Origin of the sequence: Roseburia hominis (genome assembly GCA_040702975.1) — a bacterium.
Taxonomy (GTDB): Bacteria; Bacillota; Clostridia; order Lachnospirales; family Lachnospiraceae; genus Allocoprococcus; species Allocoprococcus hominis_A.
In genome coordinates this window covers 370,130-396,454 of record CP159990.1, presented here as the reverse complement: position 1 = coordinate 396,454, position 26,325 = coordinate 370,130, and the positions used below count along the sequence as shown (strand labels likewise).

The window sequence follows — 26,325 nt, the reverse complement described above, 5'->3', positions numbered from 1 at the left end:
TATTCTATATTTTCTTATTGCTAAAGATAAAACATTGCTTTCTGTTGTTTATGAAAGCTCTGTATATTTTAAAAATAGGCTACTCTATCCCGTCAAATCCATTCCACATCAATCCCATGCAATCAATTTCATAATTCTCTTTACTGCACTCATTACTTTTAAAGATCTGTAATTACAAATTGGGGATTAATTCTATCCCTCTCAGATATCTCTCCATATAGGTGATAGATCTCATTATATTTTTTCTTCGCTTCATGAAATTTTCCTGATTGCCGGAATCCATATATTTCGTTCACGCTGTAAGGAAGCATCGGTAATTTTTCCCTTGTCGCAAGGACAAAATAATTATCTGACTGCAAAGCAAGCTCTGCAAATCTTTTCGAAGTAAGAAACCGGTTACCCTCATCAATGAATATAATACTATTTGAAGTTTCTTCTATCTGTCTTTCCCAATCTTCATTATCTATCGTTTTGCATTCACAGTCACATGAAAGAAACACCCCGCTATCAGCGCCATATCTTCTATATTCACGAATAAAATCAATCAATACCGTTTTCCCGGATCCGCTGTCACCTGTGAGGATAGTGATATTTCTCTTTATGATAAAATCATATTTCACTTTTTTGGATTCTACAATAATTCTATGTGAACCTTTCATATCTTCTACTCCTGTTTCATTTCATTTAAATACTGGCTTGCTATCGGAATCAATTCTCTCATAGAGTGGACCATCTCATTCCCGTTTTTTATCTTTATGTCAAATTCCGTGTCTTTTCCAAAGCTCATCATATGTCTTAAGTTAATTGTCACATCCTGCTGTTTTCCGATTTCCAGTATCCATTTTGCACAGTTATCTCCACATGTAGATGCATTAAAAATTCTATCCGGCTCATTCAATATCAATAATAATGTCTTTACACCTCCGGATAATCGTTCCGGTGGAATCTGCCCCAGTACCGGACTGTTAATACATTCTCCGCTCACAACATCCGAGCCATCAATATCCTTGATCATTTGTTTCGCAAGCTCTGTTTCCAACCATTCTGTTTCATAGGTATTCTTGAAATAAACATTTGTGTTATAAATGCTATTTTCCACATCGCCATATATGATAGTAAGCATACAATACCTCCATTTTCGTCAACCTTTATTAATAATCATTGTACCAGATATTATTACATTTTTTAATTATCAAAAATAAATATTTTGTAAGTTAAAAATTGGTACCGCAATCCGTTCTCTCATATTAATTACAAAAACTGTGTCATATAAACAGGCAGACAAAAGATATCTTTATCCTTTGAGAAATCTTTCGTATAGATTAAATACCTCCACAATACCCTGTCCGAGAATTTTTCCGCAAACGCATCCAGCGATTTATGTGTCTTATATCCAGACGATTTTATCTCAATAGGGCATATTTTATTTTTTCTTGCAATTAGGAAATCCACTTCATAATTATGCTTTGACACTTCATTTAACATCGTGAAATAGAACAGCTCATTTCCATTTGCTGCAAGAATCTGAGCTACAACATTCTCATACAAATATCCAAGGTTTGCACTTAGCTTATCGCTCAGAAGTTTCTCATAAATGATATTCTCTGTAAAATCTCTGTCCCTGAACATAAGTGTCGCAAACAGCCCTGTATCACAGATAAAAAGCTTAAACCGTCTTAAGTCTTTACTGTTTGACATTGGAATAGCTGGATCATTTGCATGATAAGAAACAAGTACCGTCTTAGAATCCTTAAGTTCTGCAACCAGTTCCAATATCTTGTCAGAACTCTCACCCCCAAGTACAGAGGAAGCCTGATACCTTGACGCATTTTTATTTAGCTGTGCCGGAATTGCATCAAACAGCATGGAAATGCGCCCCGTTGGGTCAATCTTCATAAAATCATCCTCATACAGATTCAGAATATCTCTCTTTACCTGATCTACCAGTCTGAAATTATTACTTCTGATATATTCATCTACAGCTTGCGGCATTCCACCTACTAGCATATACAATCGGAAATCCCTCATAAGTTTCCTGTTCATCTGATCTCCCAATCCTACCCCTGCATCAAAACACCTTTTCAGAAGCGGTATAGTGGTCTCATCGCCTAGCGCCCAAAGGAACTCCTCATAATCCATCGGGTACATTGCAAGCTTTCTTTCCTCGCTTGGAATCAGAATATCTTTTACATTTTTCCTTATGGAAATCAGAGAACCCGTTTCAATATAATCATATCTATGATCTTGCACCAATACCTTGATTGTCTGCCGCGCTTTCGGGCAAAGCTGCACTTCATCGAAAATTATCAGTGATTTTCTTTCATGTAGATCTACTCTATATCTCAGCTGAAGCTGTAAGAATAGATAATTCAGATTTGAAACATCCTCAAAAAGATCCTTTACCTCCTTGGCTGCCTGTGCAAAATCAATCATAATATAGCTCTCATACTCATTCCTGGCAAATGCTTCTGCCACTGTGGACTTTCCAATTCGTCTGGCTCCTTCAATCAGAAGTGCGCTTCTTCCTTCAGAAGTCTTTTTCCATTCAAGCATTTTGTCATATATCTTTCTCTTAAACATATGTCCTCCCAGATATCGCATTTTTTAATTATCAAAAATTTATGATTACCGCATTTTTTATTTCTCTATTATACCATATTTCCGCATTTTTTATACTCAAAATTTGCATCAACATCTGTTTTTGTCAATAGGTACCTGCCAAGAAAATTAGTATTAAAAGCTGATAGGGGCAGTTGTGACTCATACGAGTCACAACTGCCCCTGTTTGGAACTATCTATTTCCCGACAGCCCCATCTGTATTGTTACCTGATATGTCTTCTTTTCTCCTGGCTGAAGGAATTTTAACATCCCCCTTTCACGCATCTTATCTCTCCCGTCCGGATAGCAGTTGCCGCATTCCAGACCCAGTACATAGTCTCTTACCCCCATCATCTTCCACTCTACAAAACCATCAAGCACTGCTGCATCAAACGTAATCTCAAGACTGATTCCCAGTTTCGGCTGGGTAATCCTTGCTATTCCATTGCTATCAGAAAATTCATGATAATAGCATCGTTCCTGATACCCTGCCGTTGGTTTCTCCATATGCATCCAATTCTCCATATCTTCCGCCGCATGTGCATCGCGGGGCGTCACTTTCTTGGATGGAATCTCCACCACGCTGTCTTCGTCAAGAAGCGGATACCCCATATTCATATGATACAGGATTTCAAAAGGCTCTGTTCGATCTCCTGTATTCTCGATCACATCTATAATAGTAAAGGTATTTTCTTTTGTTGACACCACGATTTCTCTAGTCAAACGTAGTTTCCGCCCAAAGATCGTCTCATCCTTTGTCACACTTCTTACAATCAGTTTTTCCTCTTCCATCGTATAATAAGCTTGCTCGCAGGGTGTGTTGGCAATAGAACCGTGAAGAGGAATTTTCTCACCCTCATCCACACAGGGACTTCCCACTCCATTCAGTCCACAAGTTGTAAGAAAGCCTGCCGTAAAAGAATTCAGCCAGTTACTTTCCACACTGTCATAATACGCCGGTGCAACATACCCACAGGGCGACATATAGCTTAAATTGATTCCCTGAAATCTTAATCTGGTAATATCTCCGTTTCGGTCGGGCGAAACCGTCATATCGATTCCCTGACCGTTATGTATTTCATACAGGCGCATCCCATCGCCTTTCCCACCGATCAAACGGTGCTCTTCCACACCATATAGCTGTGAGTCATGTCCAATATAAGGATTCATATTCTTCCTTTCCTCAGGAAATGTTCTGATTCATTCACATCCTGATTTTGTATTCTGATTAAACGATATTAGATTCAAAAGGTCATGCATGTCAATACATCCGAGTTGAACCATACAGCATCATATTGTCACACAAGAGGTCTGACAGCATCATACAACTTTTCATATTTTTCGTATATTTTCATATACTTTTCATGCATCTCTTCCCTTGGTTCGTAAGTAACCGTTTTCTCGATCATATGGCCGGCCGCATCATCGAGGTTCTTAAAAAGACCAATGGCTATTCCGGTAAGCATTGCGCTTCCCACGGTTCCAGCATCCACTGTTTTCAGTGCAGTAATTGGCATATTTAAGACATCTGCCTTCATCTGCATCCATTCACCGGAATGAGCGCCGCCTCCGGTAGCAAGCAGTTTCTGAAATGCGATTCCTGACCCCTCAAGCCGCCTCATATTCAGATACATTTCATAGACAACGCCCTCCATACAGCCTCGATATAGCTCTGCTGTACTCGTATCGGTCGTCAGGCCCAGGATTGCTCCCTTTGAACCCGTATCCATATACGGAGTTGCCGCACCGGCAAAATGTGGGAGCACCAGAAGTCCTGTGGGACTCTTCGCCTGCCCTTCCAGCAGGGAATTCACAGAAACTCCCCTTCCTTTCGCCTGCTCTTTTTCTTTTTTTGCCAACGTATCTACTGCCCATTGTATTAATGCTCCGCCGGTATAGGAAAATGCATATGCCACATATTTCCCGGGAATCACATAGGGCACAACAGAAAAATAACCGTCATACATCACATCGATATCCGGGATTTCATTATAGACAGGGGTAAGACACTCTACCGTTCCCGCGCCGTCCACCGCCACAGACGCATCAAACGCCCCTGCACCCACTGCTGCCGCTACCTGATCATGACTGACAGAAATCACCTGTACGCTCTGCAATAACCCTGTTTTTTCTGCGGCTTCCTTCGTGATACAGCCTGCCGTCGTTCCGGTCGGGACCGGCTCTGACATTTTTGCCATATCAATCCCCGCTATGTCAAAGATTTCTCTGCTCCACTTTAGCGTGCGGATATCGAAAGCCATCGTTCGGGCAGCCAGGGAATAGTCGATCTGGGCCTTTCCGGTCAGATGATATACTACGTAATCTTCCATAAGCAGGATTCTCCTGGCTTTATGATATATTTCCGGCCGGTTGTTTTTCATCCACATGATTTTCGAAATACTATACATTTCGTGAGCGCGAAGTCCTGTAATCTCCGCTATCTTCCGGTCTCCAAGCTGTGCCTTCAGGTAATCGCATTCCCCGGTGCCCCTGGGATCTGTATAGAGCATCGCCGTATGTAACGGTTTTCCCTCTTCATCTGTCATGACAAACGTCTCGCCAAAGCTGGTCACTCCCAGACCTGCTATATCCGGATATTTTTCTGCCATCTCCCTGAGAACCGCATAGACGCCCTCCATCATCGTGGAGATATCGATTTCATGCCCACCCACACTACGCCGCACCGGATAATCACGATACGCCTTGTCCAGATAACTACCTTGTTCATCAAAGACCGTGCATTTACAGCCGGTCGTTCCAATATCAAGCCCTGCTATTTTCATGGCTGTCCTCCTGTCTAGTCAATATCCACCCAATCATACCCAAGATATGTTGTGAAGGCTTCTTTTAAGACCTCTTTCATATGACCGACGCCGATACAGGTATGATGTTTAAATCCTCCTTTTGCAAGACGAATCATCTTATCCTCCATATTCGGAATCTCACATACACCTGCACATCCGAAATAAGCTTCCTCAATCGGATCATCGGTAAATTCTGCCTCACTCACATAGATTTTAATTTTGCCGTCCACAGTCAGACAGTTGGAAATCGTCGTCTTCATTGGCCGAATTCTTCCTTCATTGGTTCCCCAGCCGCTTCCCGGATCGCCTTTGTCGAACATCTTATGACTTGTAACGGTTCCCTTTTCTGTCATGAGACTCTGCGCAGTAGAACCACAGTGGAAAAGAATTACTTTATTCTCTTCGTCACCATAGTTGTTATTCCAGTCCAGTACGGCTGTCGGCTCTTCGCTTGCCAGAGACATGGCACGCATAGAAATCGCGGAGGTCAGATCAATCTCACAGCTTGTGACGATTCCCCGGTCATTTAACTCCGAAAGAAGCACACAAGGACATACTCTTAAAATCTGTTCCATCTCATTCCAACAACGAATTGCAAGCGAATCTAAGTGGTACTCCTCTATATATTCATCGATAACAACCGATATCTTCGCAAGCGTAAGCTTCTTCTCCATCGGTACTCTGGTGAAATCCGTATAATTCTCAAGAACTGCCAGCTTTTCACGAACTGCTGCTTCCTCATCTGCTTTATTATTTACCTTATAAACCAATTCTGATAAATCAAAGGTCTCCACTGTAATCCCGTTTTTCTGTAATCCAACCTCATCAAACCTCGTTGTTTTAAATGCAGTCGTCCTCGCACCGATACACCCAATGGTAAACCGCTTCATTCCATTCACTACTCTGCAGATTGCCGCAAAATCTCTCAGATTTTCCTGAAACTTCGGACTTAACGGGTGTACCACATGCGGTTTTAACACGGTGAACGGTACCTGATACTGGGTAAATACATCTGTCACGGAAAACTTTCCGCAAAAAGCATCTCTTCTGTGTGCAAAATCCATTTTCCCGATCTCATCCGGGTATGCCTGCATAAGAATGGGAACGCCTGCATCCTGAAGTGCCGTAATGGCACCATTCTCATCTGCAAAAATCGGCATGGAAAAAATCACACCGTCATATTCTCCTTCATGCGCCTTTAACCAATTTGCATAAAGCCTTCCCTCATCCCTCGTTTCAATCCCGCCAAAGCGTGTAAGCTCCGGGTCCATGGCGATATAGTCATAGCCTGCATCCGTGACGGCCTGGACCATGTCCTCCCTTGCTCCATAGATTAATTCCCCGGGCATAAATCCCCTGTTACAAAATGCCAATGCAAATGTCATCTTTTTTTTCATCATCTTTTCTACCTCATTTCGCTTATTTTTGTAAATATTATGACCTTTTGACCCTGATATCCTATTATTTCAACAGTCCAAAGACCTTCATAGCCCCCTTAACATTCTCTTTCATGGCCTCTCTTGCTGCCATGTAAATAGACGAAAAGAATACCGGCTCTCCTTCTTTTAAGCTGTTTAGATATTCTACAACTGCATTTCCCCCTGATTTATCCATATAAGTAAAATAATTAATCTTACGCACGCCGGCCTTGATTGCTTTCACATAATCTTCCCGGCTTACACCGGAACCACCATGCATGACGACCGGAATGTGGTTCGTCCTTTCTCTTACATTTTTCACCACATCAAAATCAAGCTTCGGTTCTGTCAGATAAATCCCATGCGTCGTCCCAAAGGAACATGCTAAGGCATCAATGCCCGTCTCCTCAACAAATGCAGATGCCAGCTCCGGGTCTGTATAGATCTTCGTCTCATCTTCTGCACCTGCCTCGCCGCTGCCACTTTCTCTTTTTCCCATAGAACCGAGCTCCGCCTCCACGGACGCACCGTATTTTTCTGCCATCTCCACTGCTTTTTTCGTATTTGCAAGGTTTTCTTCATACGGCAGAACAGAACCATCATACATAATACCTGTAAACCCTATCTCCAGCGCCTGCTGCAAATATTCTAACGTCTCACCATGATCCAGGTGAACACACACCGGAACCGTCGCTTTCTTAGCCATTTCCACCAGAATCGGCCCTATGGTCGTAAGCGGTATCCATGGTTCATGACACTGTGCAAACTGAAGAATGACCGGCAGACCAAGCTCCTGTGCTGCTGCAATTTCCGCTTCAGCAGCCTCCAGACAAGGCGCATTAAAAGAGCCAACCGCGATTCTCTTCTCTTCGGCAATCTTCATAATTTCTTTTAATGTAACTAACATATCTCTCGTCTCTCCTTTTCTATTTATAATAAGCATATACTTGTATTCAGATAGAATATAGTGTATTCTGTTTCTAAATACTGTAAATTTGTTTTTTATTAATGCTATTATACTTTTTAATGAGGAGAAGAATAAGTATGGACTCTTTTACACTTAATCTGAATAAAACAGAACTTCTTGATTTCATGCGTGACTTCCACTTATTGACCGGCATCAAAATCGCACTTTTTGATGCGGCAGGAAATGAAATATTATCCTATCCGGAAATCCACTGTGCTTTTTGTTCCCTTATCCGCTCTGACAAAAATGGCGAAGCACATTGCTTAAAGAGCAATGAACAATCCTTCAAAAGATGTCAGAAAACCAAAAAACTGGAAATATTCCATTGCCATGCAGGGCTAATCGAGGCCACTGCACCGCTGATTGATAGCGAAAACGTGATCGGCTATATTATGTTTGGACAGATTACAGATCAGCCTGATTCGGCCAAGCTTTCGAATCTGCTGCAGAATGTAATTTCAAGGTACCATTTTAGAGATGCTAAAAGTGATTTTTCTATACAGGACATTACGGTAAAAACAAACGAACAGATTCAGGCCGCCGCAAAAATTCTTGAGGCATGTACTTTTTATGTCCTTCTCAAGGATATTGTTCGACTGCAAAAAAAGAATTTTATTCAGAATTTGAATTCTTTCCTTCTTGCTCATTTGTCAGAAGATCTGTCTGTGGACCGCCTTACGAGAGAATTTCATATCAGCAAAAATAAACTCTACGATTCCTGCAGCCGCTACATGGATATCGGGATTGCTGAACATATCAAACGCCTTCGTATCGCTGAGGCCAAGCGTCAATTAAAAGAAACCAACCTGTCCGTACATGAGATCTCAGACAATGTTGGTTTCAATGATTATAATTATTTCTGTAGAGTATTTAAGAAAGTTGTGGGAATGTCTGCCGGGAGCTTTCGGAAATCAAAATAATATCGTATCGCGCGGGATTTTTATTGCGTTTACAAAAACGGTGTCATATAAACAGGCAGAAAATTTGTTTGCTTAACTTTTCATAATATATTCCAATTAATAAAAAACATCGTCAAACGAAATAGCATTAAATATTCCCAATTTTAATGAATCATCATCATTCTGAATATGATTTAATACACTATCCAATTTTCCACTTCAACACCAAGAAATTTGATTTGCTTTCCCATTATATAAAAAGTTCATTTTCTTTTTTCTTTTCACACTCTGCCTTCATTTTCTTTGAAGCCATTTTAACTAGAAACGAATTGACCTTCCTTGCTTTGCTTGGACAAATTTCCACACATCTCATACATGAGATACATGCATTTTTATCTGTCTTTTGAGGTTCTCTTAATGAAATAGCTCCTACTGGACATTCCTTCGCACATAGTCCACAATTCGTACAACCTTTTTTTGCTTTTGGCTTTAACGGTACCCCTTTATATTCTCGATATGGATAATTTCCTGGTAATTTTATTTTTTCACATGATGAATCATTTTCTATCTTATGCATTATTTTTCTTGTAAATTCTACAAGTTCTTTTTTATCTTTCTCATCTGGACGGCCAGTAGCAAATTGATGCATGATAGAGTGTTCTGCTATTGCTGCAACAGCAGCCACACAAGAGAATCCATTCTTTTCCATACATTCTGTCAATTCTCTCAGCGTATCATCATAATCTCTGTTACCATAAGACACTACTAAAATAGCTTTAGCATTATTTCCATGGAAATCTTTCATTCGTTCTATCGCAATGGCTGGTACACGGCCGCCATAAGATGGAACGCCGATAATACAAATATCTTCTTTATCAAAAGTTTGTTGGAATGTATTTTCTCTTTTGCTCAAATCAATTTCTTGATATTTTCCAAATTCATTAGCAATTATTTTTACTATTTTTTCAGTACTACTTGTCGGACTGAAATATGTGGCATATACATTCATATTTATTCCCGCCTTTCCCTTTCTTCAATATCTCCTTTTTTTAAACCGAGATAAAGGTCCACCGGACCTTCACTCAGGTATGCTTGGCAACACAAAAATGGAGCGCTACTCCATAAGTGATTATTCACCTATTTGCAACGCCCCCTCTCATTAATGATAGTTTCTTTGAAATTCGGTATAAAATCCGATTAATTTTTCCAAAGATTCATTCGTTTGTTTTACTTCTTCTTCGCACAGATCAATACTCTCGGCTACTATAGAAGCATGTTCCATATCCCGTTTGATATGTGCCTGATTCACTTTACGTCCTTTTTCAGTCGGAATCAATACACAATATCTGCGATCACTATCCAGCTTTTCACGGAACACGAGTCCTTTTTCAATCAATTTATCCACCATTACAGAAGTAGAACCTTTCGTGCGAAACATCTTTTCTGTAAGTCCTGCCTGACTGATTCCTTCATTCTCAACGATCATTTCCAATGTATGCGACTCATTATCATAAAGTTCTTCGCCCAAATAGTCTCTCGGCCTAACACGCAGCGCCTTCATAATCAATTCTACTGTATATAATTGATTAATCAAATGATAAATTTCGGTACTAACTGACATTTTATCCCTCTTTCTTCGCCATGATTCATTTATTGCATCGCATCATGCACAATGGTATAATACGCACTTTGTGTCTATTATACCATATAAGAAAATGATTTTCATACCCAAAATTTATCCGGTGCCATGTATTAAAAATACTATATCCGGCGTTTCAAAATCCTAAAATTTATTGCATCATGGAATACTTCTTCACGATCTCGACAATGATTTCCGTCACATAATCCATTCCTTCAATCGAAGTATGTTCAAGCGGACCGTGATATGCAAAACCCCCAGTCCCTAGATTCGGGCAAGGAACATGATTGAGGCATAAATAACAAGCATCTGTTCCTCCTCGGATTGGCACGATTCTTGGTTTCACCCCGACTTTTTCACAAGCCTGATTTGCTATTTCAATCAAGTGTTTCTCCTTTTCAATTATTCCGGCCACATTTGGGTATTGTTTTGTTATTTTTAATTCTACCGTGCTGTCTCCCCACTTCTCATTGATTCTCTTTTCAATATGTCGCAATAACTCCTGACGGAATTCAAAATATTCTTGATTGTGATCCCGTATTGTATATTCCAATGTGGCATGCTCCACACTTCCATTCATATTCACCAAATGATAGAATCCTTCATATTCTTCTGTAGCAAACGGAATATCCTCTAACGGGATTGCTGCGTTGATTTCCATGGCAATCAGGTTTGCATTGTGGAGTTTATTTTTCCCTGCACCCGGATGAACACTTACTCCATGAATATCAAAAATCGCTTTGCTTCCATTAAAGTTTTCATATTCGATTTCCCCTTCTGCTCCACCGTCCAAAGAATATGCGTATTGCGCTCCAAATCTTTGTATATCAAATTGAAAGATTCCAGTACCAATTTCTTCATCTGGTGTAAATGCAACACACAGCATTCCATGCGGAATTTGATGCTTTTGGACGATTTCCAGCATGGTCATAATTTCCGCAATTCCAGCCTTATCGTCAACCCCCAAAAGCGTAGTCCCATCACTCGTAATAATTGTGCGGCCTTTCATATCCTGAAGATGTGGGAAATCCTTTACCGTAATGCAATTGTTCCCATATGGTAAATGAATATCTGTTCCATCATAATTCTCATGAAACACCGGATTGATCTCATTGCCCGTTACCTCCTCAACTGTGTCCATATGTGCAATAAATCCCAATTTTACCGAATTCTCATATCCATCCGTTGCCTCAAGGTGTGCATATACAATGCCAGATTCATCTATAGCAGCATCTGTCAAGCCAAGTTCTTTTAATTCCGTAGCCAACATGTTTGCCAATTTCCATTGATTTTCTGAGGATGGGACTGTCGTGGCTGATTTGTTACTTGCTGTTGGAATTTTAATATATCGCAACATTCTCTCATAAGCTTTCAATTTGTATATCGCCTGCCTTTCTCTCTTACTTTCAGTTATTTCAAAACTTCTCGTATAACTCTCTCCGCATTTTTATATGCAATCTTTTCGATCAGTTGAGAAGAATAACCTTTTCTTTCCAAAGCCTCAAATAAATATCCCATATAATCTGGACCTGCTATTTCAAAATTTCCTCGAATTCCATCAAAGTCCGTTCCGATCACTACGCAGTCTTCACCGCCTTTTTGAATCATGTGATCCATATGCTCACACATCCTTGCAACCGTGCTCTCTTTACATGATACATCTGGATTTAAAAATTCCGGTCCAAAATTCACTCCGATTCCACCGCCTTTTTCTCCAATGCAGCGTATCATTTCATCTGTTAAATTTCTCTGATGCGGGCATATACTTCTACAGTTGGAATGTGATGCAATAAACGGTTTTTCAGAAAGATTGGCTACATCCCAAAAACTCCCATCCGATAAATGGGATACATCAATGAGTATTCCAAGATGATTCATATATGGAATCGCTTCTTTTCCAAATGAAGTGAGACCTTTTTCCATTACGGATGAATCTTTCGAATTCGGGAAGCCAAAGCAATTCTCTTTGTTCCATGTAAGGCTCATAAGTCTTACACCTTTATCATAATATTTTTTTAACTTATCCAAGTCTCCATTGACGCTTCTTCCGTCTTCGATTGTTAAAAATGCTGATATTTTTCCTTTCTCGGCATTCTGTTTTAGTGTTTCATAATTATATGCCATTCCTAAAATATCAGACTGATCCGATGCAGTCGTATTCATGATTTCAACAAGAGCATCTATGTAATCATCATCTTTAGGTACCGGACGCCCTATCATTTTCTCCGCTCCGTCCGGCGGCATGAAAATCGCAAAAAACTGTGCTTTCGTTCCGCCTTTCCTAAGACGTTTTACATCAACCATTGCGTTTGGAAGTTCCAACATATCTTTTTTTCCAAACAGATAAGACATCATCAACGTATCACAATGAAAATCAATATAATTCACGTAAACTCCCTCCTAACGTTTTAACCGAACCGCAAATGTAATTAAAAGTGCTCCATATACACCCGGGAGTGCGAATTTCAATGAATCATTAATTGCCTCCGGCAATATATTTGCAATGTACGAACCAAAAAGAATTACAATTGCAAGGAAAAAGAAGTTCACTACAACGGATGATACGATTCCATATACTCCTGCAATTTCTGCTTTTTTTGTTCCATATTTTGCTTCTACTGCATTCTGTGCCGCTGTAATCGCCGGAACTCTCATTGTAGTTACATTTCCTGCAACAAAAGCGATATAACTTCCAGCAATTCCAATCATCGGGAAGTAGATTACCGGTTCTAATATCCATGTAAAAATACTCATTCCAAACTGTGTTGCACCGGCTTTTGCTACCACATCCCATCCTGGATGGAAATCCATCCCAAAAGATAACCAAAGTGCCGGAACAAAACTAAATACTAAAAGGAAAAGCATACTGAATGTTCCAATACGATGAACCTTTGGAATATAATCTTTATGATAAAGATTTTCTGCATTTACATTATTTTTCTTTTTTTCTTCCATTTCTTCTTTCTCCTATATTAAAACAAACTATTTACAATTCCACCAGAAATAATCGCACCCAAAACAGAAATACCCATTGCCCATTGTTTCAACCACTGCTTATCCATTTTCGTGGCAAGTACATTTGTAGCTACCATCAGTACTCCACCTACGATCAAAGCGATTAAATGCGCTACACTTTCTTTTGCCTGAAAATATGAAAGCGCGGCAAAAATCACAAATGGAAGTATTGCACTACAAATGTAAACGCCCACGGATGTTTTTCCATCTGAATTTTTCTGTAACATTTTATCAAATGTGGAGCCCAATCCTCTTGCGATCATAGGTACTAGAACCAAATATCCACAGCTCATCAACGCCATAGACCATAGTGCTGCCGCCAATGCTTTTCCTGTCAATTCTTCGCTTCCAAGGGTTACTCCTGCCATTTGTGCTCCAATACTTGCAGCCGATAATTCAGATCCTGCAGAGCCAATCATTCCGATACGCATCAATGTAATAGGCGCTCCGATCAATGTAATCATACTTAATGCAACAACAAATACAGATACTGCCGGTCCGATTGCAACAATTCCACCTGCTTTTAAGCTTGCTTTCACTTCTTTTTTCGTTAACATATTGGTTTTCTCATTATACTTTTGTGTCTGCCGAAATATTAATATCGACTGTAGTACAGCTACTCCGATTGTAATCAATGAAAACGCCCACATTACCGGTCCATTCGCTAGTTTCAAAATTTCATTCATAAATATCCTCCTCATTTTCTTCATTAACACAACTCATGTAAAGCCTTGTCAACCTATTTTGTTTTTCAATTAGTTTGTCTGTTAAACTATTAGTGTAAAAAAATATCAATACAATGCTGCTCTGATTTTTTCCATCGCATGAACAAGAAGCGACCTCGGACATCCGAAATTTACTCTTAAATGTTGCTCCCCTCCTTTTCCAAACCATGCTCCCGGAACGCCGATTACTCCGGCCTCCAAAAATATTTTGCGAAAAATATCTTCCTCAGTCAGTCCCATTCCCGAAAAATCCAACCATCCAAGAAATGTACCTTCTGGTTTTACCATCTTAATCCCCGGCATCTTTTCTTCTACAAATTTCAGCATATACTCTACATTGTCCTGCATATAAGATAATTCCTGCTCTAACCACTCTTCCCCTTCATCTGTGTATGCTGCAACTACAGCTTCGAGACCAAATGTATTTTTGATATCCAGAGACATCCGAATCTGCATCTCACAAAATCTCTTCCTTATGCTTTCATTTGGAAGGATAGCCATACTGAATTTTAATCCGGATATATTGAATGACTTACCCGGAGAATTCAGTAAGATAAATTTCTCTCTATATTTTTGATCAAGACTCAATAATGGCAAATGACGATGCCCTTCAAACACAATGTCACTATGAATTTCATCAACAATCAGCATTACTTCATTATTCAAACAAATATCTGCAACTTTTCGTAGCTCTTCTTCCATCCAGACTCTTCCAACCGGGTTATGCGGACTACACAAAACCATCATTTTGTTTTCCGGCTTAGCTGCCAACATCTCTAACTCCTCATAGTCCATTTCATAATATCCATCCACACATTTCAAACCATTATTCACTACCCTTCGGTCTGCATTCCTTATGATTTTAGCAAACGGATTATATACCGGTTCTTGAATAATCACTCCATCTCCTTTTTCCGAAAAAGATCGGATTGCTATGTTAACTCCTGCTACAACCGATGGCAAAGCCGCAATCCACTCCGACTGTATTTCCCAATGGAAACGTTTCTTCTGCCAAAAGCAAATTGTGCGGTACACTTCCGGAAGTAACGTACAATATCCGAAAATCTGTTTTTCTGCTCTCTTTTTTACTGCCTCTACAATAATCGGAGCACAGGCAAATTCCGTATCTGCCACCCACATCGGAATTATGTCATCCGGAATCTTCTTCCCAATATAATCTTCTACTGCTCTAGAATGCCACTTCATGTCAAAAGTGTCCTTCCGATCTACAATTCTGTCAAAATCATATTCCATTTCACCACTCCTTGTTTATCATAATTAGTTTGTCTGTTAAACTAATTGTATACTTCTTTATCGTTTATGTCAATAATATATTTATTTTTTTTATTTTTTTTATGCATAGTGTACATTCCCTTATCTTTTGTTACTGGGATAACTTTATTTGAAATGTGGAGATGTTATGAAATCATATCTAGAGGTACTTGTATGACAATGCGGTATCAATAAAAGCTAGATTGAACGTAAGCGCTTAATTAAACGCTTACATTACAAATTGGGGATTAATGCTATCCCGCTCAGATATCTCTCTATATAGGTTCTTTTCTAAGTAAGAAACCTGTTACCCTCATCAATGAATATAATACTATTTGAAGTTTCTTCTATCTGTCTTTCCCAATCTTCATTATCTATCGTTTTGCATTCGCAGTCACAGGAAAGAAACACCCCGCTATCAGCACCATATCTTCTACTCCTGTTTCATTTCATTATTTCCGCATTTTTTATAATAGAAATTCGCGATTTTAATTTAAGTGATTATCAGATAGTTGAAACAACTGTGGCTACCTACTTTATAACACCAAAGCTTCGGTAGCTAATCGTATCATATTCTCAGCAAAATACTATTGACAAATCACAATGTGATTTGTACAATTTAAATAAAATACGGCGGAATATTAAAATGCCGAAATTTATTTAAATATTTATTGTAATTTTGGATATACTGAAATTGAGGTGAGAGATATGCAGAACGCAGCCATAATTCCAGATGATCAGATGATCTTTTCGGTGCAAGAACTAAAAGACAAGGGTTTCTCTTATTATAAGATAAATCAGATGGTGAATCAGGGCATACTAATAAAACTAAATAAGAAATTCTATGAAAACGCAAACTTTCAAGGTGAAGAGTCGGATTTTTATTATGCATATGCCTTTGTTCCCGGCGGAGTAGTATGCCTGCTGAGCGCAGCTGTATATTATAATCTGTCAACGTACAGACCGGAAGCTATCGATGTTGCAATTCCAAGAAAATCAAAAGTTTCTACTCTTCCGGATTGGCCAGAGCTGAATGTGTGCTATTTTACAGATGAACGTTTTGATGTAGGAATCGAAACAGTAAAAAACGGAAACAATCAATTCAGAATCTATAATATTGAGAAAACAGTTGTAGATATCGTTTTTTACCGTGAAAAGATTGGAATTGAAGAAACTAAGGAAGTACTTACTACGTATTTGCATAGAAAAGACCGCAATTTGAATCGGCTTATTCGATATGCAAATATGCTGAAATGTGGAGATGTTATGAAATCATATCTGGAGGTACTTGTATGACAAATGCGAGATCAGTAAAAGCTAGATTAAAGAATCAGGCTGTAAAGGATGGGAAAACCATGCAGGATAAATTGGTAACCTTTGGTTTGGAGAGAACCATCTATAGGATATCTGTCTCTTTATATGCAGAACGATTTACACTTTTCTATATGCATTATTTGATGGGGAATATACACGCGCAACAATGGACATCGATCTGCTTGCTCAACATATTCCCAACAATGCAGACGAAATGAAAAAGATTTTCAAAGATATCTTTTTGATTAAATGTGATGATGCCATTAGATTTGACCTAGATACACTAAAAGTGATTAATATAACAGAATTTAAAGAATACCATGGAGTGGATGTTTCTATCATGGGATATCTAGATAGAACAAAAGTGCCGGTATCCATCGACATAGGCTTTGGTGATGTGATCTATCCTGAAAGAATGAAAATGGACTTCCCTGTTTTGTTAGATATGGAAATGCCCAAAGTGTATGCTTATTCCATCTATTCTGTAATAGCAGAGAAGTTTGAAGCATTTGTATCACTTGGTCTTGCGAATGGCAGATATAAAGATTTTTATGATATCTATGTTTTAGCAGATAGGTATGTTCTTGATGGATCAGAACTGAAAAATGCAATTGTCGAAACATTCTGTCATAGAGGAACTGGTTTTGATGATATTATAGCTTTCGAAGCTGATTTCACAGAAGATGCTACAAGGCAAAGCAGATGGAAATCTTTCATTAAAAAGAAGAAGGCTCTTATGCAAGTGGATTTTAAAAATACGATATCCCTGATTAAATCATTACTTATGCCAATTGCAGAAGCTATTCGAAATGATTCATCGTTTAATAGTAGGTGGAACAAAGAATCTAAAAGTTGGAATTAAAATACATAGTATGTATCATAAGAATCGTGTGTAGAAATATATTGTCCTTTTATTTGTGTGTACTTAGGTATATTTGATACCTAATAAACAGCCTTTCCCGTCTCTGGAAAAGGCTGTTCTTAAAACCGTTCCCTGCGAGAATCGAACTCACAACTAGCGCTTAGGAGGCGCTTGTTATATCCATTTAACTAAGGGAACCTATTATTTATTTTTTGAGAAATATGCGAAATGCATATGAATTTAATTGAATTCCATATTTTCTATGGACTTTTGAAAGATATGGCTTATAGCCAATCTTCACTTAACTATTAATACTATAATATGATACCTTTTAATAGGCTTTTTGTCAATAAATAAAATCTACTATTTTCAGGTATATTACTTGTAATCCGAAATTCCACCTTGGGGTTGAATTTAATCCTTCCAAATTTTAAGTATGTTTGACAACTAAAATGAATAACCAGCTAATCTTCACTTAGACATATATAACAACAAAAACACTGCAAGCGCAGACACATTTTCCACACTTGCAGCATTTTTCTCAACATATTATTTCTAGAAATTAATTCTCCCCTGTAACCATATATTCGCCTTAAATCTTCTCCCGATCTCCGGCTGCCCGGTAACCTTTTCTACCGGAACACATACATCAAACTGCAATTCGTTGACTTCCAGAGTAAGCACATAAACTGTTTTACCAGTCAATTTGTTTTCCACTGTATCCATATCAAGTATCTCACCCAATATTGAATACTGGTCACATTCCACGCCATACGGCATAAAATACGTATCGACGATACTATACACATCTTCATATTGCAGCCTTCTGGACACCTCGGAATATGTATCGATATCGTCCATGGTCAAACTTTCGATTGCTTCTTCATTTCCTTCCCTGGCAGCGCTTATAAGCATCATTCGATTGCGGGATTCCTCACGGCTCTCTTGTACCTGCTGGCTGCTCTTCATGACCGGAAACAGGATCGTTCCCGAACAGGCAAGCCCGGAAAGTGTTACAGAGGTAGAGCTTTTGGGAATATTACCAATCTGCAGCTCCTTCGCATATTCCATTCCATTGATCAGATGAAAAATAAGGCTGACTCCCACCTTGGCATCTTCACAAATTCCCACATATGCCTTCCTGTCACTTCGCCTCTCCACAATAATATCGGCATAAGACGTGACACCGCTTCCCTCAAAATAGGGCAGATAATATTCCCGGCTATAAATTTCATCATCACCTATAACTCCATAAGAGAAAATTCCGATACTGACCCCGCAAACCTTACGCAGCTCACAGAAATCAAGCCCTTCTTCCAGAGAAATTCTTTCATATCCGGTAAAATGTTCCTCTGCATCACGAAGAAATTCAAACCAAATCTTTTCTGAATTTATGTTATGAAATCCAATAGCTTTTAAAAATTTATGCACAATTTACCTCTTTATATTTATGTCAGTGCATATTTAACTACCTGACAATTTTATAGTATTAGCTTCTGCAACTTAGCTGTTTTTTCTATTAGACAATTATCTTATCTCAGTCTTTCCACCCATATATGGACGAAGCACTTCGGGAATTCTCACAGAGCCGTCTGCCTGAAGGTTATTTTCCAAAAATGCGATCAGCATTCTCGGCGGAGCCACTACTGTATTATTCAGAGTATGAGCAAAATATTTGCTTCCATCTTTTCCTTTCACGCGGATTCCAAGGCGTCTTGCCTGCGCATCTCCCAGGTTAGAGCAGCTTCCCACCTCGAAATACTTCTTCTGACGCGGAGACCATGCTTCCACATCACAAGATTTTACTTTCAGATCTGCTAGGTCACCGGAGCAGCATTCCAGCGTACGAACCGGGATATCAAGAGAACGGAACAGATCAACTGTATTTTTCCACATTTTTTCATACCAATCCATGCTGTCTTCCGGCTTACATACAACGATCATTTCCTGTTTTTCAAACTGATGTATTCTGTATACACCACGCTCCTCGATACCGTGAGCTCCTTTCTCTTTTCTGAAACACGGAGAATAGGAGGTGAGTGTCTGCGGAAGTTTTTCCTCCTCCAACATCGTGTCAATGAATTTACCAATCATAGAATGCTCGCTGGTTCCGATTAAATACAAATCTTCACCCTCGATCTTATACATCATGGAATCCATCTCAGCAAAGCTCATAACGCCTGTTACAACATTACTGCGGATCATGAACGGAGGTACACAGTAGGTAAATCCTCTGTCAATCATGAAATCTCTTGCATAAGAGATCACTGCGGAATGAAGGCGGGCAATATCTCCCATCAGGTAATAGAATCCATTTCCGGCTACTCTTCCTGCGCTTTCCAGATCAATACCATTAAATTTCTCCATAATTTCCGTATGATATGGAATCTCGAATTCCGGTACAACCGGCTCGCCAAATCTTTCGTTTTCTACATTTTCACTATCATCTTTTCCAATCGGTACGGAAGGATCGATAATATTCGGAATCGTCATCATAATTTTCTTAATCTGTGCTTCTACATCTTTCTCCTCAGCAGACAGTTCATCTACACGAGCAGCATTTGCCTGTACCTGCTTCTTAAACTCCTCTGCCTCTTCCTTCTTTCCCTGAGCCATACATGCACCAATCTGTTTGGAAATCTTATTTCGATCAGCACGCAGCGCTTCCACTTCCTGTTTGATTTCACGATTGCGTTTGTCTAATTCGATGACTTCATCTACCAAAGGTAACTTTTCGTCCTGAAATTTCTTTTTGATGTTTTCCTTTACTACATCTGGGTTCATTCTCACAAATTTAATATCTAACATAATTTATTCTCCTTCTCTATTCAAGTTTCCCATAATCTTTATCAAATAATCGCAATTTTTCAAATTTAGTTTTCACAAAACTCTTATTTTTTACTCTTAGTTTTATTTTTATTCGCATTTTATCAATCATACTATATTCAGAAAACATAGTCAAAAGATTTTTGATTTTACTTCTGCATAATAGCTCCATGTACTTCCGGATCGTATACTTCCTGATAAATCGCCTGCTCCAGGGATTCTGCTTCCTCTCCGGAAAGCTCGATATAACTCTCTCCGCGGACAATCTCTTTAATATATGTATAGCAGCCTTCCCGGCTATGCATTGCATTGATGATCCAGCCACTGTCATTTCCATCGAGAAGAGTTAATGCAAAACTGAGTTTTCCACCCATCTCATTGAACGCATCATATTTTACAATTCCTACCTTTTGGTAGGTTCCCTTAATTCCCTGAGAGATTTCCCTAATATCAGCAAGATTCTTTTTACAAATAGCGGCAATTTCATCTAATTCATCAAACTTTTCAAGAATACTCTGCTCTAGGTTCTTTCCGTCTCGCCCTCGCATAAACGATGAGTAGCTGCTTTTTAACCGATTATATTTCATATTTACATTTACATACAATAAAAACATCAAAATAATCAACATAATCAGCAAAATAAAAATGTATGCCGGGTCTATCCCCAGTGCTGATAAGATTTTACTCTCCATATTTATGATTCTCCTTCACGTATTGTCATCAGTAAATCGAATATACGTTCTAATTCGCTGTCTGAATAATACTCGATTTCAATTTTTCCCTTTCCGTTCGCCTTGTGATTTACATGTACTTTTGTCCCTATAACATGTTTCATTCTCTCTTCTAAATCCTCATAAACAAACGAATTCTTGATTTCCGGTTTTGCTTTCTCTTTTTTCGGGTTTTTGATATCCTTTACCAGTTTTTCTGTTTCACGCACGCTCAATTTTTCGTCAAATATTCTATTTGCCAGATTGTACTGCAGTTCGCCATCATCGATTGCAAGTAACGCCCGTGCGTGTCCAGTTGAAATCATATCATCAATGATCATCTGCTGTACTCTCTCGTCCAATTTTAACAAACGCATGGAATTCGTAACAGCAGTTCTGCTCTTTGAAACTCTCTCCGCCACTTCGTCCTGCTTAAGATTGAATTCATGGAGCAGTTTTTTAAATGCCATAGCTTCCTCAATCGGATTCAGGTTTTCTCTCTGAATATTCTCAATCAAAGAAATCTCCAGAATTTCCTGATCTGTATATTCCTTGATAATTACAGGTACTTCCTTGATTCCTGCCATCTTAGCTGCTCTCCAGCGTCTCTCTCCGGCAATAATTTCATAATAATCTTTTCGCTTTTGAACAATCAACGGTTGAAGTACCCCAAACTGTTTAATTGAATCCGACAATTCAAGAAGAGTGTCTTCTTCGAAATTTTTTCTCGGTTGTTCTCTGTTCGGCTCAACATCATTGATTTTCATCATAACAGGGCCGGAATTTTGCTTTTCTTCCTGTTTTTCTGCTTCCTTTTTAACATTTTTTACAGATTTATTATCTGGAATCAGGCTGTCCAATCCTTTACCTAATCCGCTACGTTTTATTGCCATTATTATTCTTCTCCTTTATGAATCACTTCATCTGCCAATAACATATAACTTTCCGCCCCAGTTGACTTCGGATCATAATGATTGATTGGCAGCCCATGACTTGGTGCCTCTGCCAAACGTATATTTCTGGGTATGATTGTCTTATAGATTGTTTGATTCAAATTATCCTTTACATTTTCAACAACTTGCAATGAAAGATTTGTTCTCGCATCATACATTGTAAACACAACGCCCTCGATCTCTAACTTTTCATTTAATCTTTCTTTCACAAGCTGAATCGTCCTGATTAACTGACTTAATCCTTCCAACGCATAATATTCGCACTGTATCGGCACAAGTACCGTATCGGCGGTCGTCATTGCATTGATTGTAAGCATACTAAGTGACGGCGGACAATCAATAATAACAAAATCATAATTATCTCGTATCTTATTTATCTCGTTCCTCAAAATATATTCTTTGTTTTCCACATCTAAAAGTTCAATTTCCGCACCGGATAAATCAATATTTGTCGGCAAAACATCCAGATTTTCAAACACTTCTCTGCAGAGGACCTGATCTATAGATGCCTCCCCTATGATCAAATCATATACCGTGTATTCAACTCCGTCTTTATCAACGCTTAAGCCGCTTGTCATATTGCCCTGCGGGTCCATATCAACTGCCAGCACTTTCTGACCCAAAGATGCTAAACACGAAGACAAATTTATTGCTGTAGTAGTTTTTCCTACACCGCCCTTCTGATTGGCAACTGCAATAATCCTTCCCATTTATTAAACCCCTTTCATCTAAAAACACGAGCTACATTTATATTGTAACACCAATCTTTTTCAAAATCCACCAATGTTTCACGTGAAACATCTTTTTAGCACTTTACACAATTTGTGTAAATGTTTCACGTGAAACATAGTAGAATTTATTCATGATTATTTCTGTTGGTGATTATATGGTAAAGAAAATTTTACTTAAGACTTGGTAGGCTTTGTTAATTAACAGAGTTATGAATATACTATTCAAAATATAGCTGTAAATTGTACTTTCTTAGAATATAATAGAATGAATAGAATATAGAAATTATTTATTTTAAATTTTTTCGGTATTTTATAGGTTTCAAGAGTCATTTATATACATGTAAACATGTCATACATGACCCTTTTACTCTCATAAAAAAGGTTATCATTACTGATAATGTTTCACGTGAAACATTATTAAGACTAAAATAGCAAATAAGTGGATAACAAATTATAAGAATGAATAACTATAATACAATTTACTCTCCATTTAAAAGCGAAAATTTAAACCTAAAAATAAAATTTGTTATCACTAATTATCAATTCTAGTCAAATATGTTTTCTTAAACTTTATAATACTCATTATCAACATAAATATTCCAAATAGTATAAGAAGTATTCCTAATAATAAATGATCTTTTAATGATATAATACCTGTAAAAAATATAATTCCAATAACACTGACAAAAAATAAAATTATTACTACGATTAACGGGTACTTAATATATTTAGGTACTTTTCTACTTTTACTTATTTCTATACTGCCTTCAAAAGCTAATTCTAATATAAATTCCATACTGATTCCCTCTCAAAGGAAATTGTTATATCATTTTAAAGGGGATATAATTATCTTCTTCCTTATAAATAACTTCTTTTCCTTGCTTCCTTCATCAAAACAGGTTGAATACTGGGATATGTCCATCTCTCTGGAAATTCACCTGTTACTATAATTTTTTCAATCTCACTATGCAATTCTGCCTCAAAACACTTTATATCAGCAAAAAATAGCATTCCGAAGGATTCCTTATCATCAAAACCATTAGAATCTATAACAGAATATACACATATAGGTTTTATATCAAATTCTAATGCACCTGTTTCCTCGTACAGTTCACGCTTTGCTGTATCTATAATATTTTCTCCGATTTTTCGATGACCTCCGGGTACTTCCCATGTATCTCTTTCTTTATGCTTGCAAAAGACATATTTATTCTGGCTTTTCGCTATTATTACGGCAAATTTGAGTAACTCATCCTTCACATAATCATAGAATTTAACCTGTATCATCTCTATTTTTCCTTATATAATTTTAAAATTTCACTCTTTTACATAGTTCTTACTATTTAACTATTTTTGCAATGAATACTATAAACATAGTAAAGCAGTAAAAGTTACGCGATATTGACTAAATAATTATAATATATTTTTCTTTTATTCTATATAAAACAGATTCTAAAATCAACCAATATTTTATAAATATGTCTTGAAACGTAATCGTAATAAAAATGTGGGCTAAACTTGAATTAATCAATATTTTATAAAACGTAGTGAATACTGTAAAAATAGTGAAACAGTAAGAGCTTCCGACCAAAAAGATTAAAAGCAAAATCTCACATAAAACCTATCCTTCAAGCCACATATATGTTATACTAAATCTATATATCCCGACAATCAAAATCTTGTGCAGCAAACTAAAGAATATCTGATTTGCAACATCACATAACCATAGGGCTTTGATTTTCATGATATTTGCCAATATCCATACGAACATAGGTAATTGGCTCGTTACTCAATAAATTAAACCATAAAAAAGAGGTGTTATATTTGAAGAAAAAAATAAGTATTTTTGCGATTCTGACATGCATTATTGCTTTCGTAATCTATTTTGTAAATAAAGTGATATATTATCTATCCACCATAGATAATTTGCTTCATTCATCAGGCGAGAACTACTATCACTGGCGCTATGGAAAAATTTATTACAAAGTTGAGAGTCCAGCGAATCTACATTCGGATATACATAACTCTGAAAACCAAGGTGAAGACTCTCCTCTGCTTCTGATCCATGACTTAAACGCACACAGTTCTTCATATGAATGGAAAAAAGCTGCACAATTATTGGCGAAGAAACGCAAGGTATATACCATTGATCTTCTAGGCTGTGGACGTTCGGAAAAACCGAACATTACATACACCAATTTTCTTTATGTTCAAATGATAAATGATTTCATCAAGCATGTGATTGGTGAAAAAACCGATGTTATCGCAACCGGAGAATCCTCTTCCTTTGTAGTTATGGCAAATGCAATTGACAATGCGAACATAGGAAAGATTATTATGGTAAACCCCTCCTCTCTTTCGGAATTGGCTAAGATTCCTACGAAGAAAACAAAAACATTGAAATTCTTACTCCAACTTCCACTAATCGGAACATTACTATTCAATATGCTGGAGGCAAGAAATCTCATAGAAGAGGATTTTGAAACAAAATATTTCTTCGACCAGTATAAAGTTGAAGAAAAAATGATTAGAACCTACTGCGAAGCTGCACATGCAGACAAATTGCGCTCAAAATATTTACTTGCCAGTATAAAAGGGAGATATACTAAAGCAAACATTCTTCCTTGCATTACCAGGATAAATAACAGTATCTACATCGTATACGGCGAGGCAACTCCGGAAAATGCAACGATTGCTGAACAATATAAGAAAGCTGTTCCGGCGATAGAGACAACTTCGATTCCAGACACGAAGTTCTTACCGCATATGGAGGCAGCCGAAGAATTTATCAACACTATAGATGTTTTTCTTGATGAATAATGTAAAAACCTTCAGGCAAATTTACCACCGCCTGAAGGTTTTCATTTTCCTATTTAATTGGCTCTTTTGCCGGCAACCCGGCTTTTCTTGGAAATTTCTTTCCAGTCTGTTTAATCTTCTCCACCTTTACAAAGGATCTGTTGATATCACTTCCCGGAAGCTGAAATTTCACCACTTCCGCCTTCTTTCCACCCAATATATTAATTGCTTTCGTAGCTTGCACAACTTCCTGATCAATTTCGCCGGATTTATAGGAAATAAACATACCCCCTACCCGTATATATGGTATGCAATATTCAGAAAGTGTAGACAAATTTGCAACAGCACGTGAAACACATAAATCATATGTTTCTCGATATTCCAGTTTTCTCGCAAAATCCTCTGCTCTTCCATGAATCGTATCAATTCCCGTCAAATGCAATTCATCAATCACCGTATTCAAAAACTGGATTCGCTTATTCAAAGAATCCAAAAGCGTGACTTCCAAATGCGGAAATACTATTTTCAGAGGAATTCCCGGAAACCCGGCGCCTGTACCTATATCGATTATTCTATGAATATCACTCATATTTATAGTTTTCATTATAGATAAGCTATCAATAAAGTGTTTTTCATTCACTTCTTCATACTCTGTAATCCCGGTCAAATTCATCACTTTATTCCACTCGACCAAAATCTCATAATATTTATCAAAATCTGCCAACTGCTTTTCGGAAAGCTGAATTCCTAAAGCAGATAATTTGTCTACAAATATTTTACTCATAATCCACC

Annotated in this window: 26 protein-coding genes and 1 tRNA gene; 4 read left to right on the top strand and 23 right to left on the bottom strand. The window is 37.9% G+C overall.

Annotated elements, in window-relative coordinates:
* Positions 1-158: 158 nt before the first annotated feature.
* The 7 genes from ABXS75_01795 to ABXS75_01765 all read right to left on the bottom strand — a co-directional run bounded on the left by ABXS75_01795 (position 159) and on the right by ABXS75_01765 (position 7,728).
* Positions 159-659, bottom strand: coding sequence for an ATP-binding protein (locus ABXS75_01795; GenBank protein XCP85561.1), 501 nt, complete (start codon positions 657-659; stop codon positions 159-161).
* A 5-nt stretch (positions 660-664) separates the two neighbouring features.
* Complete coding sequence (locus tag ABXS75_01790; protein ID XCP85560.1) at positions 665-1,123, bottom strand: DUF4869 domain-containing protein; 459 nt, start codon at positions 1,121-1,123, stop codon at positions 665-667.
* Between the two features lie 128 nt (positions 1,124-1,251).
* Positions 1,252-2,580, bottom strand: coding sequence for an AAA family ATPase (locus ABXS75_01785; protein ID XCP85559.1), 1,329 nt, complete (start codon positions 2,578-2,580; stop codon positions 1,252-1,254).
* 211 nt (positions 2,581-2,791) lie between these two features.
* A complete protein-coding gene (locus ABXS75_01780) occupies positions 2,792-3,769 on the bottom strand; it encodes an aldose 1-epimerase family protein (protein XCP85558.1) in 978 nt (325 codons plus the stop codon).
* 128 nt (positions 3,770-3,897) lie between these two features.
* Positions 3,898-5,382 carry an FGGY-family carbohydrate kinase gene (locus tag ABXS75_01775; protein XCP85557.1) on the bottom strand — a complete coding sequence of 495 codons (1,485 nt, stop codon included), beginning with the start codon at positions 5,380-5,382 and terminating at the stop codon, positions 3,898-3,900.
* A 14-nt stretch (positions 5,383-5,396) separates the two neighbouring features.
* The gene (locus ABXS75_01770) at positions 5,397-6,803 is read right to left on the bottom strand and encodes a hypothetical protein (GenBank protein ID XCP85556.1); all 1,407 of its coding nucleotides are present in this window, start codon (positions 6,801-6,803) and stop codon (positions 5,397-5,399) included.
* Between the two features lie 61 nt (positions 6,804-6,864).
* Positions 6,865-7,728 (bottom strand): class II fructose-bisphosphate aldolase, encoded by an 864-nt coding sequence (locus ABXS75_01765; GenBank protein ID XCP85555.1) that lies wholly within the window; start codon positions 7,726-7,728, stop codon positions 6,865-6,867.
* A 137-nt stretch (positions 7,729-7,865) separates the two neighbouring features.
* Here ABXS75_01765 and ABXS75_01760 point away from each other — a divergent pair, with 137 nt between their 5' ends.
* Positions 7,866-8,708, top strand: a complete 843-nt coding sequence (locus ABXS75_01760) for a PocR ligand-binding domain-containing protein (protein XCP85554.1) — start codon at positions 7,866-7,868, stop codon at positions 8,706-8,708.
* Between the two features lie 229 nt (positions 8,709-8,937).
* Here ABXS75_01760 and ABXS75_01755 read toward each other — a convergent pair whose 3' ends face one another.
* The 7 genes from ABXS75_01755 to ABXS75_01725 form a co-directional block, all read right to left on the bottom strand.
* Positions 8,938-9,696, bottom strand: a complete 759-nt coding sequence (locus ABXS75_01755) for an EFR1 family ferrodoxin (GenBank protein ID XCP85553.1) — start codon at positions 9,694-9,696, stop codon at positions 8,938-8,940.
* 150 nt (positions 9,697-9,846) lie between these two features.
* Positions 9,847-10,308 carry a MarR family transcriptional regulator gene (locus ABXS75_01750; protein XCP85552.1) on the bottom strand — a complete coding sequence of 154 codons (462 nt, stop codon included), beginning with the start codon at positions 10,306-10,308 and terminating at the stop codon, positions 9,847-9,849.
* A 169-nt stretch (positions 10,309-10,477) separates the two neighbouring features.
* On the bottom strand, positions 10,478-11,701 hold the full coding sequence (gene pepT, locus ABXS75_01745) for a peptidase T (protein ID XCP85551.1): 1,224 nt from the start codon (positions 11,699-11,701) through the stop codon (positions 10,478-10,480).
* Positions 11,702-11,736: 35 nt separating this feature from the next.
* A complete protein-coding gene (locus ABXS75_01740) occupies positions 11,737-12,714 on the bottom strand; it encodes a dipeptidase (GenBank protein XCP85550.1) in 978 nt (325 codons plus the stop codon).
* A gap of 12 nt (positions 12,715-12,726) precedes the next feature.
* Positions 12,727-13,281 (bottom strand): hypothetical protein, encoded by a 555-nt coding sequence (locus tag ABXS75_01735; GenBank protein ID XCP85549.1) that lies wholly within the window; start codon positions 13,279-13,281, stop codon positions 12,727-12,729.
* Positions 13,282-13,298: 17 nt separating this feature from the next.
* Positions 13,299-14,027 carry a DUF5058 family protein gene (locus ABXS75_01730; protein XCP85548.1) on the bottom strand — a complete coding sequence of 243 codons (729 nt, stop codon included), beginning with the start codon at positions 14,025-14,027 and terminating at the stop codon, positions 13,299-13,301.
* A 105-nt stretch (positions 14,028-14,132) separates the two neighbouring features.
* Positions 14,133-15,320 carry a MalY/PatB family protein gene (locus ABXS75_01725; protein ID XCP85547.1) on the bottom strand — a complete coding sequence of 396 codons (1,188 nt, stop codon included), beginning with the start codon at positions 15,318-15,320 and terminating at the stop codon, positions 14,133-14,135.
* Positions 15,321-16,046: 726 nt separating this feature from the next.
* On the opposite strand from ABXS75_01725, the gene ABXS75_01720 reads away from it, so the two are divergent.
* Both ABXS75_01720 and ABXS75_01715 read left to right on the top strand, forming a co-directional pair.
* Positions 16,047-16,634: a hypothetical protein gene (locus ABXS75_01720; GenBank protein XCP87068.1), complete on the top strand. Its 588-nt coding sequence runs from the start codon at positions 16,047-16,049 to the stop codon at positions 16,632-16,634.
* A gap of 184 nt (positions 16,635-16,818) precedes the next feature.
* Positions 16,819-17,514 carry a nucleotidyl transferase AbiEii/AbiGii toxin family protein gene (locus ABXS75_01715; GenBank protein XCP85546.1) on the top strand — a complete coding sequence of 232 codons (696 nt, stop codon included), beginning with the start codon at positions 16,819-16,821 and terminating at the stop codon, positions 17,512-17,514.
* Positions 17,515-17,640: 126 nt separating this feature from the next.
* Here the strand turns inward: ABXS75_01715 and ABXS75_01710 are convergent.
* The 8 genes from ABXS75_01710 to ABXS75_01675 all read right to left on the bottom strand — a co-directional run bounded on the left by ABXS75_01710 (position 17,641) and on the right by ABXS75_01675 (position 24,021).
* Positions 17,641-17,712 (bottom strand) — tRNA-Arg (locus ABXS75_01710).
* A gap of 357 nt (positions 17,713-18,069) precedes the next feature.
* Complete coding sequence (locus ABXS75_01705; GenBank protein ID XCP85545.1) at positions 18,070-18,945, bottom strand: DUF3881 family protein; 876 nt, start codon at positions 18,943-18,945, stop codon at positions 18,070-18,072.
* Positions 18,946-19,041: 96 nt separating this feature from the next.
* A complete protein-coding gene (gene serS / locus ABXS75_01700) occupies positions 19,042-20,322 on the bottom strand; it encodes a serine--tRNA ligase (protein XCP85544.1) in 1,281 nt (426 codons plus the stop codon).
* A gap of 167 nt (positions 20,323-20,489) precedes the next feature.
* Complete coding sequence (locus tag ABXS75_01695; protein ID XCP85543.1) at positions 20,490-21,032, bottom strand: DUF4446 family protein; 543 nt, start codon at positions 21,030-21,032, stop codon at positions 20,490-20,492.
* 2 nt (positions 21,033-21,034) lie between these two features.
* Positions 21,035-21,943 (bottom strand): ParB/RepB/Spo0J family partition protein, encoded by a 909-nt coding sequence (locus tag ABXS75_01690; GenBank protein ID XCP85542.1) that lies wholly within the window; start codon positions 21,941-21,943, stop codon positions 21,035-21,037.
* A gap of 2 nt (positions 21,944-21,945) precedes the next feature.
* Positions 21,946-22,713, bottom strand: coding sequence for an AAA family ATPase (locus tag ABXS75_01685; protein XCP85541.1), 768 nt, complete (start codon positions 22,711-22,713; stop codon positions 21,946-21,948).
* A gap of 553 nt (positions 22,714-23,266) precedes the next feature.
* Positions 23,267-23,530 carry a hypothetical protein gene (locus ABXS75_01680; GenBank protein ID XCP85540.1) on the bottom strand — a complete coding sequence of 88 codons (264 nt, stop codon included), beginning with the start codon at positions 23,528-23,530 and terminating at the stop codon, positions 23,267-23,269.
* Between the two features lie 62 nt (positions 23,531-23,592).
* Positions 23,593-24,021: an NUDIX domain-containing protein gene (locus ABXS75_01675; protein ID XCP85539.1), complete on the bottom strand. Its 429-nt coding sequence runs from the start codon at positions 24,019-24,021 to the stop codon at positions 23,593-23,595.
* Positions 24,022-24,549: 528 nt separating this feature from the next.
* On the opposite strand from ABXS75_01675, the gene ABXS75_01670 reads away from it, so the two are divergent.
* Positions 24,550-25,554 (top strand): alpha/beta fold hydrolase, encoded by a 1,005-nt coding sequence (locus tag ABXS75_01670; GenBank protein ID XCP85538.1) that lies wholly within the window; start codon positions 24,550-24,552, stop codon positions 25,552-25,554.
* A 49-nt stretch (positions 25,555-25,603) separates the two neighbouring features.
* Here the strand turns inward: ABXS75_01670 and rsmG are convergent, their stop codons facing one another.
* Entirely contained in the window at positions 25,604-26,317 is a 714-nt protein-coding gene (gene rsmG / locus ABXS75_01665; protein XCP85537.1) for a 16S rRNA (guanine(527)-N(7))-methyltransferase RsmG, read from the bottom strand.
* Positions 26,318-26,325: the final 8 nt, after the last annotated feature.

Bases quoted from the DNA above. Each gene is read 5' to 3' on its own strand.
- ABXS75_01795 (XCP85561.1), bottom strand. From the start codon at position 659: ATGAAAGGTTCACATAGAATTATTGTAGAATCCAAAAAAGTGAAATAT.
- ABXS75_01790 (XCP85560.1), bottom strand. From the start codon at position 1,123: ATGCTTACTATCATATATGGCGATGTGGAAAATAGCATTTATAACACA.
- ABXS75_01785 (XCP85559.1), bottom strand. From the start codon at position 2,580: ATGTTTAAGAGAAAGATATATGACAAAATGCTTGAATGGAAAAAGACT.
- ABXS75_01780 (XCP85558.1), bottom strand. From the start codon at position 3,769: ATGAATCCTTATATTGGACATGACTCACAGCTATATGGTGTGGAAGAG.
- ABXS75_01775 (XCP85557.1), bottom strand. From the start codon at position 5,382: ATGAAAATAGCAGGGCTTGATATTGGAACGACCGGCTGTAAATGCACG.
- ABXS75_01770 (XCP85556.1), bottom strand. From the start codon at position 6,803: ATGATGAAAAAAAAGATGACATTTGCATTGGCATTTTGTAACAGGGGA.
- ABXS75_01765 (XCP85555.1), bottom strand. From the start codon at position 7,728: ATGTTAGTTACATTAAAAGAAATTATGAAGATTGCCGAAGAGAAGAGA.
- ABXS75_01760 (XCP85554.1), top strand. From the start codon at position 7,866: ATGGACTCTTTTACACTTAATCTGAATAAAACAGAACTTCTTGATTTC.
- ABXS75_01755 (XCP85553.1), bottom strand. From the start codon at position 9,696: ATGAATGTATATGCCACATATTTCAGTCCGACAAGTAGTACTGAAAAA.
- ABXS75_01750 (XCP85552.1), bottom strand. From the start codon at position 10,308: ATGTCAGTTAGTACCGAAATTTATCATTTGATTAATCAATTATATACA.
- ABXS75_01735 (XCP85549.1), bottom strand. From the start codon at position 13,281: ATGGAAGAAAAAAAGAAAAATAATGTAAATGCAGAAAATCTTTATCAT.
- ABXS75_01730 (XCP85548.1), bottom strand. From the start codon at position 14,027: ATGAATGAAATTTTGAAACTAGCGAATGGACCGGTAATGTGGGCGTTT.
- ABXS75_01725 (XCP85547.1), bottom strand. From the start codon at position 15,320: ATGGAATATGATTTTGACAGAATTGTAGATCGGAAGGACACTTTTGAC.
- ABXS75_01720 (XCP87068.1), top strand. From the start codon at position 16,047: ATGCAGAACGCAGCCATAATTCCAGATGATCAGATGATCTTTTCGGTG.
- ABXS75_01715 (XCP85546.1), top strand. From the start codon at position 16,819: ATGGACATCGATCTGCTTGCTCAACATATTCCCAACAATGCAGACGAA.
- serS (XCP85544.1), bottom strand. From the start codon at position 20,322: ATGTTAGATATTAAATTTGTGAGAATGAACCCAGATGTAGTAAAGGAA.
- ABXS75_01695 (XCP85543.1), bottom strand. From the start codon at position 21,032: ATGGAGAGTAAAATCTTATCAGCACTGGGGATAGACCCGGCATACATT.
- ABXS75_01690 (XCP85542.1), bottom strand. From the start codon at position 21,943: ATGGCAATAAAACGTAGCGGATTAGGTAAAGGATTGGACAGCCTGATT.
- ABXS75_01685 (XCP85541.1), bottom strand. From the start codon at position 22,713: ATGGGAAGGATTATTGCAGTTGCCAATCAGAAGGGCGGTGTAGGAAAA.
- ABXS75_01680 (XCP85540.1), bottom strand. From the start codon at position 23,530: ATGGAATTTATATTAGAATTAGCTTTTGAAGGCAGTATAGAAATAAGT.
- ABXS75_01675 (XCP85539.1), bottom strand. From the start codon at position 24,021: ATGATACAGGTTAAATTCTATGATTATGTGAAGGATGAGTTACTCAAA.
- rsmG (XCP85537.1), bottom strand. From the start codon at position 26,317: ATGAGTAAAATATTTGTAGACAAATTATCTGCTTTAGGAATTCAGCTT.